Source organism: Pararhizobium sp. PWRC1-1 (assembly GCF_049897905.1).
GTDB lineage: Bacteria > Pseudomonadota > Alphaproteobacteria > Rhizobiales > Rhizobiaceae > Pararhizobium.
The window spans coordinates 77,781-95,118 of record NZ_JAFCXE010000026.1 but is presented as its reverse complement, the minus strand read 5'-3'; the positions used below and the strand labels follow the sequence as shown (position 1 = coordinate 95,118).

Here is a 17,338-nt window from a genome sequence, read left to right as displayed (position 1 = left end):
CGCGGCAAGCCTTTCAAGGTCATCATCATTGCCCTCGCACGCAAAATACTCGCCATCGCAAACGCAATCACGAGGGACAAAACAATTTTTTCACAAACGTAGAAACACAGTTGCCAGTCAGCTTCATTGAGCTGAAAGAGTCTTTTGACCCGACGGACGTCGGGTCGCTGGATCCCCGCCCCAAGGGCGAGGATGACGGAAAATGGGTGGACGCGTGCCCTCAAACAATTGCTTTGCAGGTTCAGCAATATGATGCGGCGCCCTGCCTTTGGCCTGATCAGCGCGTCGCCAGATTGACGATGACGCCGGTGGCGACACTGATCAGCAGGAAATCGTTACCGGCGCGAACCCACTGCTGGCCACGCGGCGGCGCACGCAGCTTGTAGCGGCGGTAATCGTTGACAGCGGCGATGCGACGGCGCTCAGAGGGTGACAGGCGATGGCCGCGTGCCCAGCGCTTCTTCACCACCACATTCTTTTCGACAATCTTGGTATTGCCATGCCTGTAAACACGTTTCTCGACGTGACGCTCCTTCACCTGAGCGACTTCGAACGGCCGGGCCGGCTGGGCAAAAGCCATCGGCGCCGTCAGAAAGGAGCTTGCGACCAGCGCAATCAACAGACGTTTCATCGGGGTGTCCTTTCGTTTTTTGACACCCTGAAAATAGAGCCGCAAAGATGAACGGAAACTGAAACAGAAAATTACAAAATTGTAATGATATCAGTTAATTATAAGAATTAACTGATACAATGAACAAACCTGCAACTCAAGATTACAGCGCCTCGTAGGAGAAACGGTCGAAATCCGCCACCTGCGCCCGGCCGGATGTATCGAAGGCAAAAACACCGGCAAAGGCGCCGGTAAAGGAGCCGTGCTCTCCGCGTCCGCCTTCATCGGAGACGACGCCGGCATCGAGCAAAGGCCCGAGTTTGCGCCACGCGCGATACCCATCCGGATGCCAGAAGAACTGCAGATCGTTATCGCGAATTTCCATGGCCAGGTGCACCCGGCCAAACGGGACGGCAACGCCGCTTTCGACCGGAAATGTCATGCGGCTATGCGGAAAATCGCCATTGCAGGAAAAGAGGGTCACCACGCGGCCGAGTTGTTCATGCAGCGTCACCGCGACCGCATGAAATTTGTGACGATTGTAATAATGGGTCAATCCGGCCGCCTGCTGATAGGTGTCCGGCTCGAATTCGACGACTGTTTCGGCCCTGAACGAATGATGCTCCTGGCGCCGCGCCACCAGCGCCTGCTCGAACCAGCTGCCGATGCTTTCCCGGCCGAACACCCGCAGATGTCCCGGCCTTTCCGTCAGCGAGAAAATCCGCTTTGGCACCGGCGTCCGCAACCACTGGAATTCCATCGGCAATTGCGGGCTGTCGAACTCGCTTTCCATGCGTACTGGTTTTTCTGTGACGGCCGCCTCGCCTGGCGCCGGTACATCGACATCCGGCACGACGCCACCCTGCGCGAGATAGAGCCAGCCGTCCTCGCCCCAGACGCATTTCTGCAACGCTGTCTTGCGCCCGAGCGTGCAACGCCGCTGTGGTGCCAAAGGACGGCCGGTCAGATGAGTGTGGTAGGCCTGGCCGTCCGGCGTCTCGACATACTCTCCATGCCCTGCCCTTTGCAACACGGCATCCGGATGATCCTTCGATGTAATCAGATGCGTCTGCGGATGCATCTCGTAGGGGCCTTCGATCGTTTGGGAACGCGCCATGGTAACCACATGATCGTAACCGGTGCCGCCCTCGGCGGTGGTCAGATAGTACCAGCCGTCGCGCTTGAACAGATGCGGCCCTTCCACCAGCCCCTGCGCGCTGCCGGCGAAGATGTTGCGGATCGGGCCGGTCAGCTTTTTCGTGATCGTATCCCATTCCTGCAGCAGGATGCCATCGAAGGCCGGGGATTTCGGCGCGCCGCCAAAACTCTCGGTGCGGTGGTTCCATTGCATGTTGAGAAACCATTTGCGGCCGTCATCGTCATGAAACAGCGACGGATCGAAGCCGGACGAATTGACATAGATCGGCTCAGACCATTCCCCTTCGACAGTCGGCGAGGTGACGATGTAATTATGGGCGTCCTTGAAATTGCCATCGAAGCGCTTGACGTCGGTATAGACCAGAAAGAACAGGCCATCCGCATAAGACAGGCAGGGCGCCCAGACGCCGCAGCTGTCGGGATTGCCGCGCATATCGAGTTGGCTTGCCCGCTCCAGCGGCCGGCGCACCAATGTCCAGTTCACCAGATCGCGCGAATGATGGATCTGCACGCCCGGATACCATTCGAAGGTCGAGGTAGTGATATAGTAGTCGTCGCCGACACGGCAGATGGACGGATCAGGGTTGAAGCCCGGAAGGATCGGGTTGCGGATCATCGCGGTCATGACGAACGTACCTCATGGATTCTCGGAATGTCATACCGCCTCAAACTCGGCGCAGTTTCAAGCCCCCGTCTTACCGTGTGAGAACATTCTTCACAGTCTTACCGACTCGGCGTTTCGCCAGAGCGCGGGTGGCATCTCACATATAAGTTATGACGCCCGGACGCGGTTTCCCACAGCTCCTGCCCAAGCTTTAGGCAGAGACGGAACCGTCTGGATGCGACTTTGGTATGACGTTGCCGGACTATGCCGGAAAATCCGGGCGCGGACTTGAATCGGGGCTTGAAATCGGCACTGTGGCTATGCTTGGCAAAAAAACATCGACAATCAGCTTAGCGGGGGAGGAACATCTATGGCCGCACTGCTCGGTATCAGCAGGCTCATCGACCGTGTCACGGAAATCATCGGAAAATCAGTCTCATGGCTGATCCTGGTGGCCGTACTGGTCAGCGCCGGCAATGCCATTATCCGAAAAATCTTCAACATGTCGTCGAACGCCTGGCTTGAGGCGCAGTGGTACCTGTTTGGCGCCGCCTTCATGCTGGCTGCGGCCTATACGCTCAGCCAGAACGAACATATCCGCATCGACGTCGTCTACGGCAAGTTTTCGCGCCGGACGCAACACTGGATCGACCTGTTCGGTCACGTCTTCTTCCTGATGCCGTTCGTGCTGCTGATGACCTATTATCTCATCCCCTACGTGCTGATGTCGGTTCGCTCGCAGGAAGGCTCATCCAGCGCCGGTGGCCTGATCGTCTGGCCGGCCAAGGCCATCCTGCTGTTCGGTTTCGTACTGCTTGCGCTGCAGGGTGTTTCCGAGATCATCAAGAAGGTGGCGATCATGACCGGCAATATGGACGACCCGACGCCCTATGTGCCAACCCACGCGCCACTTGACGATGTCGCCGCTCCGGAGGCACGCCCATGATGGAGTTCATCGCCGTCAATCTCGCGCCGATCATGTTCGTATCCCTGATCATCTTCCTTTTGCTGGGCTATCCCGTCGCCTTCTCGCTCGCCGCCAATGGCCTGCTGTTCTTCATCGTCGGTGTGGAACTCGCGCCCTTATCCGGCGGCTCCATCAATCTATCCTGGCCGCTGCTCAACGCCCTGCCCGACCGGTTCTGGGGGGTGATGTCGAACGACACTTTGCTCGCCATTCCCTTCTTCACCTTCATGGGCATCGTGCTCGAACGATCCGGCATGGCCGAAGACCTGCTCGATACGATCGGCCAGCTGTTCGGACCGATCCGCGGCGGTCTCGCCTATGCCGTGATTTTTGTCGGTGCGTTGCTGGCCGCGACCACCGGCGTGGTTGCCGCTTCGGTCATCGCCATGGGTCTGATCTCGCTGCCGATCATGCTGCGCTATGGTTATGACCGGCGTGTTGCCTCCGGCGTCATTGCCGCGTCTGGCACGCTTGCGCAGATCATCCCGCCGTCGCTCGTGCTGATCGTGCTTGCCGATCAGCTCGGCCGCTCAGTGGGCGACATGTATGCCGGTGCCCTGATCCCAGGTCTGGTTCTGACCGGGCTCTACATGCTCTACATCCTGATCATGACCTTCGTCCGGCGCGACTCCATGCCGGCCCTGCCGCTCGAAGCCCGCACGCTGGGATCCGGTGTGACGTCGCTGTTCATTGCACTCGTGGTCGCGGCAGCCTTTGCCTATGCCGCCCATATCTACCTCTATCCGACACATGGCGAAAACGCCGATATTCTCGGTGCAACCGTCGGTATCGGTTTCATCTATATCGTCGCCCTTCTCGACAAAGGCCTGAAGGTCAACGCCATGTCGAGGCTTGCCCAGCAGGTCATCATCGTTTTGATCCCGCCGCTGGCGCTGATCTTCCTGGTGCTCGGCACGATCTTCCTCGGCATTGCCACGCCGACCGAAGGCGGTGCCATGGGTGCGGTCGGCGCGCTGGTGATGGCGGCGATCAAGGGGCGGCTGAGCATGGATGTGATCCGCTCGGCACTGGCCGCCACGACACGGCTGTCGGCCTTCGTGCTGTTCATCCTGATCGGTGCGCGGGTGTTCTCGCTGACCTTCTATGGCGTCAACGGCCATATCTGGGTCGAGCATCTGCTGGTCGCCATGCCCGGCGGCGAGACGGGCTTCCTGATCACGGTCAACCTTCTCGTCTTCTTCCTGGCATTCTTCCTGGATTTCTTCGAACTCGCCTTCATCATCGTGCCGCTACTCGTTCCGGCGGCCAATGCTCTGGGCATCGACCTCATCTGGTTCGGTGTGCTTCTCGGCATCAACATGCAGACGAGCTTCATGCACCCGCCATTCGGCTTCGCGTTGTTCTACCTGCGCTCGGTCGCGGCCAAGGTGCCTTACCTCGACAAGGTGACGGGCAAGGTGACGCAACCGGTGACAACCGGGCAGATCTATTGGGGTGCAGTGCCTTTCGTCGGCATCCAGATCATCATGGTCGCCCTCACCATCATGTTCCCGCAAATGGTCATGCACTACAAGGGCGATGCCGCGGTGGTGGATCCGGCCACGATCAACATCGTCGTGCCGGGCTTTGGAACGGGTGGTGGTGGGCTGACCCTCCCCGACAATGGCGGCGGCCTCGGCCTGCCGGGCGGCCTGCAGTTGCCGGGCAGCAATCCGCTCGATGGCAGCAACCAGAAGCCGGCGGATCAGAAACCCGCCAACGACCTGAGCGCTCCCCCGTCTTTCAACTGACAGCCCAAGGGGCCGGTTCTCGAACCGGCTCCTTCCTCTATAAAGTAGACAATGAAAAACCCCGAAGCCTCTCAGCTTCGGGGTTTTTCGTTTCCGGGATAATCTGTGCAGCGCTTAGAGTTTACCGCCGCGCTGCTGGATCATCATGAACGTGTCGTAGTTATATTCGGCGATCTGCGCATTGAGGTAATACTCGCCGCGGAAGGCCTTGATCGAGTCCCAGATCTTCTTGAAAGTCGGGTTTGTCGCTTCCATCTCGGCATAGACCTCATTGGCCTTGTCGAAGCAGGCTGCCAGGATTTCCGGGCTGAACGGGCTGAGCTTGGCGCCGGCTGCAACCAGACGCTTGATCGCGGCCGGGTTCAGATAGTCGTACTTCTGCAGCATGTTGGCGTCGGTCGCTTGGCAGGCGGTGCGCAGCAGCGACTGATAGTTCTTCGGCAGGCCATCGAAAGCTGCCTTGTTGAACATCGCATGGACAGTCGGTCCACCTTCCCACCAGCCCGGATAGTAGTAATACGGCGCCACCTTGTAGAAGCCGAGCTTCTCGTCGTCATAGGGGCCGACCCATTCGGCCGCGTCGATCGTGCCCTTTTCCAGCGACGGATAGATGTCGCCGCCGGGGATCTGCTGCGGCACGACGCCGAGCTTTTCGACGACCTTGCCGGCAAAGCCGCCGATGCGCATCTTCAGGCCCTGCATGTCGCCAACAGTCTTGATCTCCTTGCGGAACCAGCCGCCCATCTGCACCCCGGTATTGCCGCCCGGATAACCGACGAGCCCCTGCGTTGCCAGGAATTCGTTGAACATCTCAATGCCGCCGCCATGGTAATGCCAAGCGTTCATGCCGCGCGCATTGAGCGCGAAAGGAACGGCGGCACCCAGTGCCCAGACCGGGTCCTTGCCCCAGTAGTAGTAGGAGACCGTGTGGCAGGCTTCGACCGTGCCGGCGGCAGCGGCGTCGGCGGCCTGGAGAGCGGGAACGATTTCACCGGCGGCGAAGACCTGGATCTTGAAATTGCCATCCGTGGCGTCTGACAGGTATTTCGACAGCACTTCCGCGCCGCCATAAATCGTGTCGAGCGACTTCGGGAACGACGACGCCAAGCGCCAGTTAATCTTCGGATTGCTCTGGGCGATGGCAGGCGCTGCGAGCGTCGTGGCAGCAGCGGCACCGACGCCACCGAGAGCCGCGCGTTTGATGAATAGACGGCGATCCATGTTCTCTCCTCTGTTGTCGCGGACAGACGGCAATGCCGGATCTGTTCCTCCCCGCGAGCACAAGCCGCACCGGCCAACATCGACCGGTCCAAAACGGACCTGCGCAATCTTTAATCCACAGTATGCGAACACCCGATTTCGAACGAAACCACGTGCCTCCATCGGCAGATTACACGCTCCCCCCCTCATGTCCAGTCGCAGGGGAAAGGGGTCACCTTCGACTTTTGTCTAAGATCAACCTCCAATGTTTGCATCGACTTACGCAAGGTTGATCACAGCAAGCCCAAAAGAGCGAAGCCTGTGAAGATAAAGCACCAACTTATTGAAAGAGCTAATATACAAGAAATCGAGAACCTTGGATGGTTTAGCCGTGTGAAGGTGTCCGTTTCTCCGTTGGAGACTTTCCGGCAATATTTTTCCACTGCAGCGGGAACATTCACAGACGGGTTCCTCGGCTTGCTGTTGTGCCAACCCTATGCTCCGGACGAAATCAAATCTCGGGGAGTTCTTCATGAAACGTCTACTGCTCATCGGCGTCGCACTCGCGGCTTTGACCGCTCCAGCCGCCGCTGCCGACAAGCTGCTCAACGCATCCTACGATGTTTCCCGCGAACTGTTCGAACACGTCAACGAAGCTTTCATTGCAGCCAATCCCGGCGTTACGGTCGACCAGTCGCATGGCGGCTCGTCCAAGCAGGCCCGCGCCATCCTCGAAGGCCTTGAGGCCGACGTCGTCACCTTCAACCAGGTGACGGACGTCGATGGCCTGGTGAAGGGCGGCTTCGTTTCGGAAGACTGGAAGAGCGACTTCGCCAACAATGCGTCGCCGTTCTACTCCTTCCCGTCTTTCCTGGTGCGCGAAGGCAATCCGAAAGGCGTCAAGGACTGGAACGATCTGGCACGCGACGACGTCAAGGTGATCTTCCCGAACCCGAAAACATCGGGCAATGCCCGCTACACGTATCTGGCCGCGACAGCCTACGCGAAGGAAAAATTCGCCAACGATCCGGCCAAGGTCGAGGAATTCGTCAAGAAGATCTTTGACAATGTTCCGGTGTTCGACACCGGTGGGCGCGCGGCCACGACGACGTTTGTCGAGCGCGAAACCGGTGACGTGCTGATCACGTTCGAAGCTGAAACCAAGGGCATCGCCAAGGAATTCGGCGAAGACAAGTTCGACATCGTCACACCGTCGGTCAGCCTTCTCGCCGAATTTCCGGTCGCCATTGTCGACAAGGTGGTCGACAAGAACGGCACCCGCGATCTGGCCAAGTCCTACCTCGACTTCCTCTACACGTCGGAAGGCCAGAAGATTCTGGCCGAGAACGGCAATCGCGTCAACGACGCGTCGGTCGCTGCCGAATTCAAGGATCAGTTCCCCGACGTCCGCCTGCTCAAGGTGGAAGATGTCTTCGGCGGCTGGGGCAAGATCAAGCAGGAGCATTTCGCCGAAGGCGCTGCCTTGGATAAAATCTACGGAAATCGTTGATCCCACATCGATAATGTGAAAAACGGAGGCCGCTACGGAAACCCATTCCGCGGCGGCCTCCCGTTATTTTTAAACTCGATTTTCAAAGGGCATGTTTTTGGCACGGCGCATTCTTCCAGGCTTGCCCCTGACGCTCGGCATTACACTCGTGTATGTCGCAATCATTGTCGTGCTGCCGCTTGGCGCCCTGATTTTCAAGGCTGCGAGCCTTGGTCCGGAAGACTATTGGCGGATCGTGTCATCCGAGCGCGCCATCGCCAGTTATCGCGTCACCATTCTGTGCGCTCTGGCGGCAACGCTGTTCAATCTGGTGTTCGGCATGGCCCTAGCCTGGGTCATCGTCCGCTACCGCTTTCCCGGCCGGCGCTTCATCGATGCCCTAGTTGACCTGCCCTTTGCCTTGCCGACCGCCGTTGCCGGTATCGCGTTGACGACGCTGTTTGCCTCGAACGGCTGGTTCGGGGCGCCGCTCGCCGCCATCGGCATCAAGGTCGCCTACACGCCGCTCGGCATCATCATCGCCATGGCCTTTACCAGCTTGCCCTTCATCGTTCGCACGGTGCAGCCGGTCTTGGAAGAACTTGATCCAGCGCTGGAAGAGGCAGGCCAGACGCTTGGTGCCAGCGATCTGGAAATCTTCCTGCGGGTGATCCTGCCGCAGCTGGTGCCAGCGCTGCTTGCCGGATTGTCACTCTCCTTCGCGCGCAGCCTCGGCGAGTTCGGCGCCATCATCTTCATCGCCGGAAACCAGCCGTTCGACACGGAAATCACCGCCCTCCTCGCCTTCATCCGGCTGGAAGAATACGATTATCCGGCATCGGCCGCGATCGCCTCGGTGATGCTGATTGCCGCCTTCACGATGCTTGCCATCACCAACCTGCTGCAGGCCCGCGCCCTGCGCTACACGGTAAAGGGCTGATCGTGGCAAAAAGTAAGTCCAGACGGCCGCCGCGGATCGGCGAGGCGCCGGTGTTCCGCAACACGATGATTGCCATCGTGCTCACACTAGTGGCCCTGGTCATCATGGCACCGCTCGCCGTCATCGGCTACGAAGCCTTTTCAAGGGGCATCGCCTATTTCGGCAAGACCATCGCCAATTCCGACACCCGTCATGCGATCCTGATGACGGCGCTGACGGCGCTGATCGCCGTTCCGATCAACACCGCCTTCGGTGTGGCCGCCGCCTGGGCGATTACCAAATTCGATTTCCTCGGCCGCCGCCTGCTGCTGATCGTCATCGAGATCCCGTTTTCGGTGTCGCCGATCGTTGCCGGCGTCGCCTATCTGTTCGTCTACGGCCTGCAGGGGCTGTTCGGCGAAACGCTGCAATCGGCCGATGTCAAAATCCTCTTTGCGCTACCCGGCATCGTGCTTGCCAGCATGTTCGTCACCGCCCCCTTCGTTGTCCGCGAACTTATTCCGCTGATGCAGGCGCAGGGCCGCGATCTGGAAGAGGCCGCCACCTCGCTCGGCGCCAGTGGCTGGCGGACATTCTTCTTCGTCACGCTGCCCAATATCAAATGGGCGCTGCTCTACGGCGTCATTCTCTGCAATTCGCGGGTTATGGGCGAGTTCGGCGCCGTCTCGGTGGTGTCCGGCAACATTCGCGGCCAGACCAATACGCTGCCGCTGCACATCGAACTGCTCTATCACGACTATAACGCCGTCGGCGCCTTTGCCGCCGCATCGATCCTTGCGGCGCTCGCCGTCGTTACCCTGATTGCCAAGGTGGCGCTGGAACGCCGGGGCGCCGGCCGCGTCCGCCGCCCATCGCTTGCCGGCACAGTGCCGAACATTTCGGAGACCACACCGTGAAAATCCGCCTCGACACCGTCGTCAAGACATTTGACACGTTTCGCGCCGTGCATGGCGTCTCGCTGGACATCGAAAGCGGCGAACTGGTGGCGCTGCTCGGCCCTTCCGGTTCCGGCAAGACGACGATCCTGCGCATGGTAGCAGGTCTCGAACTCCCCGATGGCGGCGCGATCTATTTCGGCGATGAAAACGCCACCGATATCGAAGTGCGCCATCGCGGCGTCGGTTTCGTGTTCCAGCACTACGCGCTCTTCCCGCATATGACCGTGGGCGAAAACATCGCCTTCGGCATGAAGGTCTCCAAGACCAAACGCTCGGCTACGGAGATTTCCAGCCGGGTCGCGCATCTGCTGCGTCTCGTCCAGCTCGAAGGGCTGCAGGACCGGTTCCCGGCCCAGATTTCCGGCGGCCAGCGGCAGCGCGTGGCGCTCGCCCGGGCGCTCGCCGTCGATCCGAAGGTGCTACTGCTCGACGAACCGTTCGGGGCGCTCGATGCCAATGTCCGGCGCGACCTGCGCCGCTGGCTGCGCAAGATCCACGACGAACTCGGCATTACCACCCTGTTCGTCACCCATGACCAGGCCGAAGCCCTCGACCTCGCCGACCGCGTCGTCATTCTCGACAAGGGCAAGATCGTTCAGACCGGCACGCCGGAGGAGGTCTGCCGCGCACCGGCCAGCGCCTTCGTGATGAACTTTCTTGGCGATGCCAACCGTCTGAAGGTGACGGTATCGGGCAAAAAGGCGCAGATCCAGAACATCACCTTCGATGCGCCCGATATCGCAGACGGCCCGGCAGAGCTTTATTTCCGCCCGGCCGATGTCACCTGGCGCGAAGACGGCCACGGCATCCAGGCAACCATCGCCCGCGTCATCGACCGGCCCGATTCCAAGCGTGTGCTTGCTCTGACGGTCGATGGCCAGTCCATCGAGTTCGACGCCGCCCCGGAATTTCCGTTCCGCCCCGAGACACGCGGCTTCGTCGATATCCGCCGCCCGCGGATTTACCCGGCTTGATTTAGTTATGCTGAAGGCAGTGCTATTTATAGCCATTACCTGCGTGATAGGAAAATAGAGCGACAACCAAAACCTCCGTCATGCCTGTGCTCGTCACAGGCATCCAGCCAACCCAAATCCTTGGGCTGAAGGTCTTGGCCCGACGTGCGTCGGGTCGCTGGATGCCCCCCCACAAGGGCGTGCATGACAGAGTGTGGGGTAGCCATTTCGTCAAAAAGCCAATTACAGCGCCTGCCGAAAGCCAGAAAGGCACCGGTTTTGACGAACTGGTGCCTTTCTGTTTGCCTCAACCAATGACCGGACGCTTAGTCGCGCTCCGCCGACGAGGCCCACAGGTTGATGTCGGCTTCCTTGGCGTAAACGTCGATCTCGGCCAGTTCTTCCGCCGTGAACGTGTCGTTGTTCAGGGCTGCCACGCAATCGACGATCTGCGAGGAACGGCTGGCGCCGATCAGGGCCGAGGTGATGCGGCCGCCGCGCAGGCCCCAGGCGATCGCCATCTGCGCCAGCGTCTGGCCGCGCTTTTCGGCGATCTCGTTGAGTTTCTTGATATTGTCGATGATCGACGGGCGAATGAAATCCTTCTTGAGGAAGTGGTTCTGCGCCGCGCGGCTGTCGGTTGGGATACCGCCGAGATATTTGGTCGTCAGCATGCCCTGCGCCAAAGGCGAAAACACGATCGAACCGATGCCGAGGTCTTCCAGCGTGTCGACCAGGCCGTCATCCTCGACCCAACGGTTGAGCATCGAATAGCTCGGCTGGTGGATGATCAGCGGCGTACCGAGATCCTTCAGGATCGCGGCGGCTTCGCGGGTGCGCTGCGAATTGTAGGAGGAAATGCCAACATACAGAGCCCGGCCCGAGCGGACGATATGATCGAGCGCACCGCAGGTTTCTTCCAGCGGCGTCTCGGGGTCGAAGCGGTGCGAATAGAAGATATCGACGTAATCGAGACCCATGCGGGCAAGGCTCTGGTCGCAGGAGGCGATCATGTACTTGCGGCTGCCCCACTCGCCATACGGACCCGGCCACATGTCGTAGCCGGCCTTGGACGAGATGATCAACTCGTCGCGCAGACCGGCAAAATCGGTGCGCAGGATTTCGCCGAATGCGGTTTCGGCCGAGCCCGGGGGCGGACCATAATTGTTGGCAAGGTCGAAATGGGTGATGCCGAGGTCGAACGCCGTGCGGCACATGTCAAGCTTGCGCTCATGCGGCGTCTCATGGCCGAAATTGTGCCAGAGGCCGAGCGAGATCGCCGGCAGCTTCAGCCCGGTCTTGCCGCAGCGATTGTACTTCATCGTCTCATAGCGATTATCAGCCGGTTGCCAGCTCATCGTTTCGTCCTGCCCTGTATTTGAAAACGGAATTCCCGAAGCAGCGATGCTCCGGGAATGATTGGGATAAATCCGGTATATTTTATTGTGATGATGGTGCAAAGCGATAACGCCTAGCACCACCAGATTTGGCCTTTGTTTTTACGCAATTCCGGACGCAAAACCGCTGCGCACTTTTGCTGGAATTGCTTTATCGCAGCAGAGCCTTGGCTTCCTCGATGCCGAGGGCTGCCGGCTGGGTGCAGGTCGTCGTCAGCTCGATGAAACGGCCCTCTTCGCCCGATTTCAGGATCGACACCATCACATCGACGCCGTGCAGCGCGCGCTCCAGCGAGCAGCGCGCGTCGCGGCCTTCGAGGATGGCGAGCGCCATGTCGGCAAGGCCTGCCGTGCGGTAGTTGGCCATCATGCCCTGCTTGTGTTCCTGATTGGGAACGGAGAACGGATGGTCCCAGGTTTCCAGCGGCTGGATCTCCTTATCGCGGCCGCTGGCCGAGACCGTGCCACCGAAGAAGTTCGGATCCGGCACGAACAGCGAGCCTTCGGTGCCGTAGAGCTCCATATTGGCGTGGTTGTGCGACCAGACATCCCAGCTGGCCGACAGCGTGATCGTGGCGCCATTCTGGAATTCGAGCAGCGCATGGATGTTGGTCGGCGTTTCCACCGGGATAACCTCGCCACTGCGCGGTTCGCTGGTGATGGTGCGGGTCGGGCTGGCCATCGAGGTGAGTGCAGCGACGCGTTTGACCGGGCCGATCAGGTTGATGAGATTGGCGATGTAGTAAGGGCCGAGATCGAGGATCGGGCCGCCGCCGGGCAGGAAGAAGAAATCCGGGTTCGGATGCCACATCTCCATGCCGGGGCTGAGCACATGGCAGGTGCCGGAGGTGACACGGCCGATCTTGCCCTGGTCGATATAGTCGCGCGCCAGCTGGTGGGCACCGCCGAGGAACGTGTCGGGAGCGCAGCCGACCTTGAGATTGTTGGCAGTGGCGATCCCGCGCAGCTGCTCGCCCTGCTCCAGCGACAGCACCAGCGGTTTTTCCGAATAGACGTGTTTGCCGGCTTCGAGGATCATCTTGGAGACTGGAAAATGCGCGTCCGGGATCGTCAGATTGACGACAATGTCGATCTCCGGATTGGCCAGCAGTTCCGCGATAGTCTGTGCCTTGACGCCAAATTCGGATGCGCGCGCTTCTGCGGCGGCCGGATTAATATCGGCGCAGGCGATAACCTTGATGCCCTTGAAGAGCGGCGAGAGCGTGAAATAGGTGGTGGAGATGTTGCCGCATCCGATGATGCCGACGCCAAGGTCCCCTGTCACGTGTTCCTGTGTCATGGTCTGTCTTTCCTCAGTAGGTCTTGATCGAAGCGATCGAGCGCTCGGCCGTCGCCTTGTAATCCTTGGGATTGTCGTGCTCGACGATGTAATATTTGGCAGGTGTCGCAGACAGCGCCTTGAACAGTCTGGCCCATTCGACGGTGCCATGGCCGACATCGGCCCAGCCGTCCTGATCGGTATTTTCACCTGCCGCAGCGATGTCCTTGACGTGCACGGCGGTGATGCGCTGGCCGTATTTCTCGATATAGGCAAAGGGATCGGCACCGCCGCGGATAACCCAGGCGATATCCGCTTCCCAGGACAGGTTTGGTCCGCCAGCAAAGATATGGTCCTGCGGGATCGATCCATCGGGCAGCGCCGCGAATTCGAAATCATGGTTGTGCCAGCCGAAATCGAGACCGGCATCACGGAAGGGCTTGCCGGCCTCTTCCAGTCGCGCGCCAAAAGCTTTCCAGCCGTTCGCATCCGTCGGACGATCTTCGGCAGCTAGATAGGGGCAGTAGATCGACTGGATGCCGAGCGTCTTGGCGATTTGGACGGCGCGTGCCGGATCGGTCTCAAGCAGATCGAGGCTGAAATGGGCGGACGGCATGGTGACACCGCTGTTGTCCATGTCGACTTTCAGCGCGGCAAGAGCTGCATCGTCGAGTGCGGCATAGAGTGCGCCATATCCCTCGACCTGTTTGTAGCCGGCGGCACCGACGGTCTTCAGGACGTCGGCAAGCGGCGGGAAATTGCGGGCGCTGTAAAGCTGGAAGCTGACGGTCTGCAATGGGAATTCCTCCTTGGGATCGATTATGAGAGCCTGGTGTCGTAGTCCGACACCAAGAGATGGCTCGGCTTGGTGTCTTCCTGGATGGTGGAAAAGCGGCCGACGGGCTCGCGGAAATAATTGTCGGTGAGATCGTCGTTGACGGTGGAAACCTCCCCCATCAGCACATCAGCACCTTCAGCCCAGAAGGCGTGCCAGTTGCCGGGCAGCAGCGTCACGCTTTCACCGGGCGACAGCCGCAGCAAGCCGCCGGCCTTCAGCGTCCGCAGGCGGGCGTCGGTGGCAACCACCACATCGGTGGTCTCGTCAACGGTGCCATCTGGCAGTGAATTGTACATCTGCAGCACCAGCGTGCCGCCGCCGCGATTGATGATGTCCTCGGTCTTCACCGCATGCCGATGCAACGGATTGACCTGATCTTTTGCCGTAATCATCAGCTTTTCGGCATAAAGCATGCCGCGGCCATGGGCGAGCGCTGCGGCCGAACCGTTGCGCAGGGTGAAGAGCACAAGTCCGAACTCGCTGAATCGGCCCTTGCCGTAATCCGTGATGTCCCAGCCGAGCCGCGTATCGCGGATCGATGGCGTATCTGACGCCACCCGCGTCTTCAGCTCCTCGGGCGACCAGTAGGCGAACGGCGGCAGGATGAAGCCATGCTGGCGCATGAACGCATCGCTTCGCTCGATGATGGCATTGACTTCGCTTCGCAGCATGATGGCCTCCTATCCATTGCCCTGGCAGGATTGCAGTTCGTAGCCGGTAAAGACTGGTGCAACGCCAGCTGCGAGCGGCTGCCGAGGCGTGAACCGAATGACACGGCTCTCACCGGCCGTCAGGTCGAAGGCATTGTCGGAATAGCGGCCTTCGACATCGGCTTCGATCATCACGTGCAAGGCAAGCCCGGTTGCAGAGACCGTGACGCCGTATGAACCATCGCCGACCAGTGTCGCCGAAATGGAAAGCCCCGAAGGCTCAAGGTCCAAGGCCTTGTAGGTGCCCTGAACATGATGCCCCTCGCCCCGCATGCCGTTCGAGGCCTCAAAAGACCAGAACAGCACTGCGTCCTTTGGAACATCGGATGCCCCGATGGTCATCAGCGTATCGGCGCGATCCGGACTGCAGGTGCCGGCGGCTGCCGTCAAAGGCTGCTTTTCACCCGACAGCGAAACAAGGAAAGTTTGAAGCGCGACCGTGACCGGCGCAGCCGTGTCGTTGACCATCGAAAAGCTGATAGTCTTGCCGTCATCGGACGGAATGGCCGGGACCGCGACCGGCTGGAAGAACCGGCGGGTCATGTAGTGCATGGCCTTCCAGTTACCGCCGTAATCGAGACTTGCCCAGGAGGCGACCGGCCAGGTGTCGTTGAGCTGCCAGTAAAGCGTACCCATGCAATGCGGTTTCAGCGACCGCCAGAAATCGACGGCGGTGCGGATCGCCAGTCCCTGCTGGATCTGGCTGAGATAGACGAAATTGGAAAAATCCTTCGGGAAACGGAAATAGCGGAACATCGTGGCAGCGATGCGCTCGTTGCCACCGGCATTCTTCTGGTGCGCTTCCATCACCGGAGAAGCAACGTTCAGGTCTTTTTGCTCGGCAAACTGCCGCACAATCGGCATCGATGTGTAAGACTGGAAGCCGAACTCCGAGCAGAAGCGCGGCCGAACGGTGCGGTAATTGTCGAACGACTTGTTCTCGTGCCAGACCGACCAGTAGTGCATGTCGCCGGAACCATCGGCATGCCAGGCATCGCCGAAATTGAGCGGACCGACCGAGGGGCTCGACGGCCACCAGATCGCCTCGGGTGCCGCCGCCTTGATGCCGGTCTCAACGACACGGTTCAGTCGGTCGTAGGACACCAGGTAACGGTCACGATCCTTGCGGCTTTCCTCGAACCAGGTCAGTGCCCCGACCAATTCATTGTCGCCGCACCAGAGGACGATCGAAGAGTGCGATGACAGGCGCTTGACCTGATAGTCGACCTCGGCCGCGACGTTTTCGAGGAAATCCGGCGTCGAGGGATAAAGATTGCAGGCGAACATGAAATCCTGCCAGACCATGATGCCGAGCCGGTCGCAGAGATCGTAGAACCAGTCCGGCTCATAAAAGCCGCCGCCCCAGATGCGGATCATGTTCATGTTGGCATCGACGGCTGACTGCAACAGGTCCTCGACGCCTTCCGGCGTGACGCGCGAAACCAGCGCATCGGCCGGGATCCAATTGGCACCCCTGCAGAAGATTTCGCGGCCGTTGACACGGAACGCGAAACGGCTGCCGGCCGCGTCCTTGTCGGTCAGCAGTTCGACCGTACGAAAACCGATCTGGCGGGTGACGGTTTCGCCCGGCACTGCCACAGTCAGCTGCGACAATGCCTGTTCGCCACTGCCGGCCGGCCACCAGAGCGCCGGGTTCTCGACGGTAAAGACATGGGTGATCCGAGTTTCGCCTGCGTTGACGCCGCAATCCAGATGCTCATGCTGCCCATCGAGCGCGAAATCGAGACCAACGACGCCGGGCTCCTGGGCAAACAGCGTCACCGTGACCTGAAGATCGATCGCACCGCCCACCTGCGGCACCTGCCGCGTCGTCACATGCTCGATGCGGGCGGTGGCGAGCTTCTTCAGCGCGATCGCGCCGTAGATGCCGAGCGGCGCGATGGCGATATTCCAGTCCCAGCCGAAATGGCATTGCGGCTTGCGCAGCATGTTGCCGTTGGCGATCGGCGAATTGCCGGTTGAATAGGGAATGTAGAAAGGTTGCGCAGCCTGCGCTTTTTCGCCGGCAGCGATTGAGGAGCGGATGACGATCCGCAGACGGTTCTGCCCGGCCTTCAGCACGGAGCCGACCTCGGGACGATACCGCCGGAAGGCGTTCTCAGCATGGAGCACGGCTTCATCGTTGAGATAAACCTCGGCTACAGTGTCGAGGCTCTCGATGTCGAGATACCAGCTGCCCGAAAGGTCGGACGCGTCGATGTCAAAGGTTCGCTCAAATACCCAGTCCTTGCGTGCGACCCATTGCACATCGTCCTCATTGCGGCCGGCATAAGGATCGGCGATCACGCCTGCCGCCTGCAGGGCGCTGTGGACATCGCCGGGAATGGCGATCGTCAGCGCATGGCTGTTGTCGGACGAGGCAAGCTGCCAATCGCCGGAAAGGTCGAGCGTGGCAGGTTCTGAAAAGGCAAGAGCAGACATTGTGGCAATCCATTCACAGCCAGTCCGGAAGGGACCGGCATAATTCGTTCGGGCGTGATGGC

Annotated in this window: 14 protein-coding genes; 6 read left to right on the top strand and 8 right to left on the bottom strand. The window is 60.0% G+C overall.

Annotated features, from left to right (window positions below; all coding sequences use genetic code 11):
• Positions 1 to 277: 277 nt before the first annotated feature.
• Complete coding sequence (locus ACP7E0_RS29320) at positions 278 to 631, bottom strand: RcnB family protein (protein ID WP_426130203.1); 354 nt, start codon at positions 629 to 631, stop codon at positions 278 to 280.
• 142 nt (positions 632 to 773) lie between these two features.
• Positions 774 to 2,384, bottom strand: a complete 1,611-nt coding sequence (locus ACP7E0_RS29315; RefSeq protein ID WP_426130218.1) for a glycoside hydrolase family 43 protein — start codon at positions 2,382 to 2,384, stop codon at positions 774 to 776.
• Positions 2,385 to 2,742: 358 nt separating this feature from the next.
• On the opposite strand from ACP7E0_RS29315, the gene ACP7E0_RS29310 reads away from it, so the two are divergent.
• Together ACP7E0_RS29310 and ACP7E0_RS29305 are read left to right on the top strand one after the other, a co-directional pair.
• On the top strand, positions 2,743 to 3,318 hold the full coding sequence (locus tag ACP7E0_RS29310; protein WP_426130201.1) for a TRAP transporter small permease subunit: 576 nt from the start codon (positions 2,743 to 2,745) through the stop codon (positions 3,316 to 3,318).
• Positions 3,315 to 5,090 (top strand): TRAP transporter large permease, encoded by a 1,776-nt coding sequence (locus ACP7E0_RS29305; RefSeq protein ID WP_426130199.1) that lies wholly within the window; start codon positions 3,315 to 3,317, stop codon positions 5,088 to 5,090. Before ACP7E0_RS29310 ends, ACP7E0_RS29305 begins: the two co-directional genes overlap by 4 nt.
• Positions 5,091 to 5,204: 114 nt before the next feature.
• Here ACP7E0_RS29305 and ACP7E0_RS29300 read toward each other — a convergent pair whose 3' ends face one another.
• Entirely contained in the window at positions 5,205 to 6,311 is a 1,107-nt protein-coding gene (locus ACP7E0_RS29300) for a TRAP transporter substrate-binding protein (RefSeq protein ID WP_426130198.1), read from the bottom strand.
• 511 nt (positions 6,312 to 6,822) lie between these two features.
• Between ACP7E0_RS29300 and ACP7E0_RS29295 the strand changes: the two genes are divergently transcribed.
• From ACP7E0_RS29295 to ACP7E0_RS29280, 4 genes are all read left to right on the top strand, one after another.
• Complete coding sequence (locus tag ACP7E0_RS29295) at positions 6,823 to 7,800, top strand: sulfate ABC transporter substrate-binding protein (RefSeq protein WP_426130196.1); 978 nt, start codon at positions 6,823 to 6,825, stop codon at positions 7,798 to 7,800.
• A 97-nt stretch (positions 7,801 to 7,897) separates the two neighbouring features.
• A complete protein-coding gene (gene cysT, locus ACP7E0_RS29290) occupies positions 7,898 to 8,719 on the top strand; it encodes a sulfate ABC transporter permease subunit CysT (protein ID WP_426130194.1) in 822 nt (273 codons plus the stop codon).
• A 65-nt stretch (positions 8,720 to 8,784) separates the two neighbouring features.
• Positions 8,785 to 9,615: a sulfate ABC transporter permease subunit CysW gene (gene cysW, locus ACP7E0_RS29285; RefSeq protein WP_426130216.1), complete on the top strand. Its 831-nt coding sequence runs from the start codon at positions 8,785 to 8,787 to the stop codon at positions 9,613 to 9,615.
• A complete protein-coding gene (locus ACP7E0_RS29280; protein WP_426130192.1) occupies positions 9,612 to 10,631 on the top strand; it encodes a sulfate/molybdate ABC transporter ATP-binding protein in 1,020 nt (339 codons plus the stop codon). The genes cysW and ACP7E0_RS29280 overlap by 4 nt, the downstream gene beginning before the upstream one ends.
• 305 nt (positions 10,632 to 10,936) lie before the next feature.
• Here the strand turns inward: ACP7E0_RS29280 and mgrA are convergent, their stop codons facing one another.
• The 5 genes from mgrA to ACP7E0_RS29255 form a co-directional block, all read right to left on the bottom strand.
• Positions 10,937 to 11,968, bottom strand: a complete 1,032-nt coding sequence (gene mgrA / locus ACP7E0_RS29275; RefSeq protein WP_426130190.1) for an L-glyceraldehyde 3-phosphate reductase — start codon at positions 11,966 to 11,968, stop codon at positions 10,937 to 10,939.
• 190 nt (positions 11,969 to 12,158) lie between these two features.
• Entirely contained in the window at positions 12,159 to 13,292 is a 1,134-nt protein-coding gene (locus ACP7E0_RS29270) for a Gfo/Idh/MocA family protein (protein WP_426130214.1), read from the bottom strand.
• Positions 13,293 to 13,320: 28 nt separating this feature from the next.
• Complete coding sequence (locus ACP7E0_RS29265) at positions 13,321 to 14,082, bottom strand: sugar phosphate isomerase/epimerase family protein (protein ID WP_426130188.1); 762 nt, start codon at positions 14,080 to 14,082, stop codon at positions 13,321 to 13,323.
• A gap of 23 nt (positions 14,083 to 14,105) precedes the next feature.
• Positions 14,106 to 14,795, bottom strand: a complete 690-nt coding sequence (locus ACP7E0_RS29260) for a D-lyxose/D-mannose family sugar isomerase (protein WP_426130187.1) — start codon at positions 14,793 to 14,795, stop codon at positions 14,106 to 14,108.
• 9 nt (positions 14,796 to 14,804) lie between these two features.
• A complete protein-coding gene (locus ACP7E0_RS29255) occupies positions 14,805 to 17,276 on the bottom strand; it encodes a beta-mannosidase (RefSeq protein WP_426130185.1) in 2,472 nt (823 codons plus the stop codon).
• Positions 17,277 to 17,338: the final 62 nt, after the last annotated feature.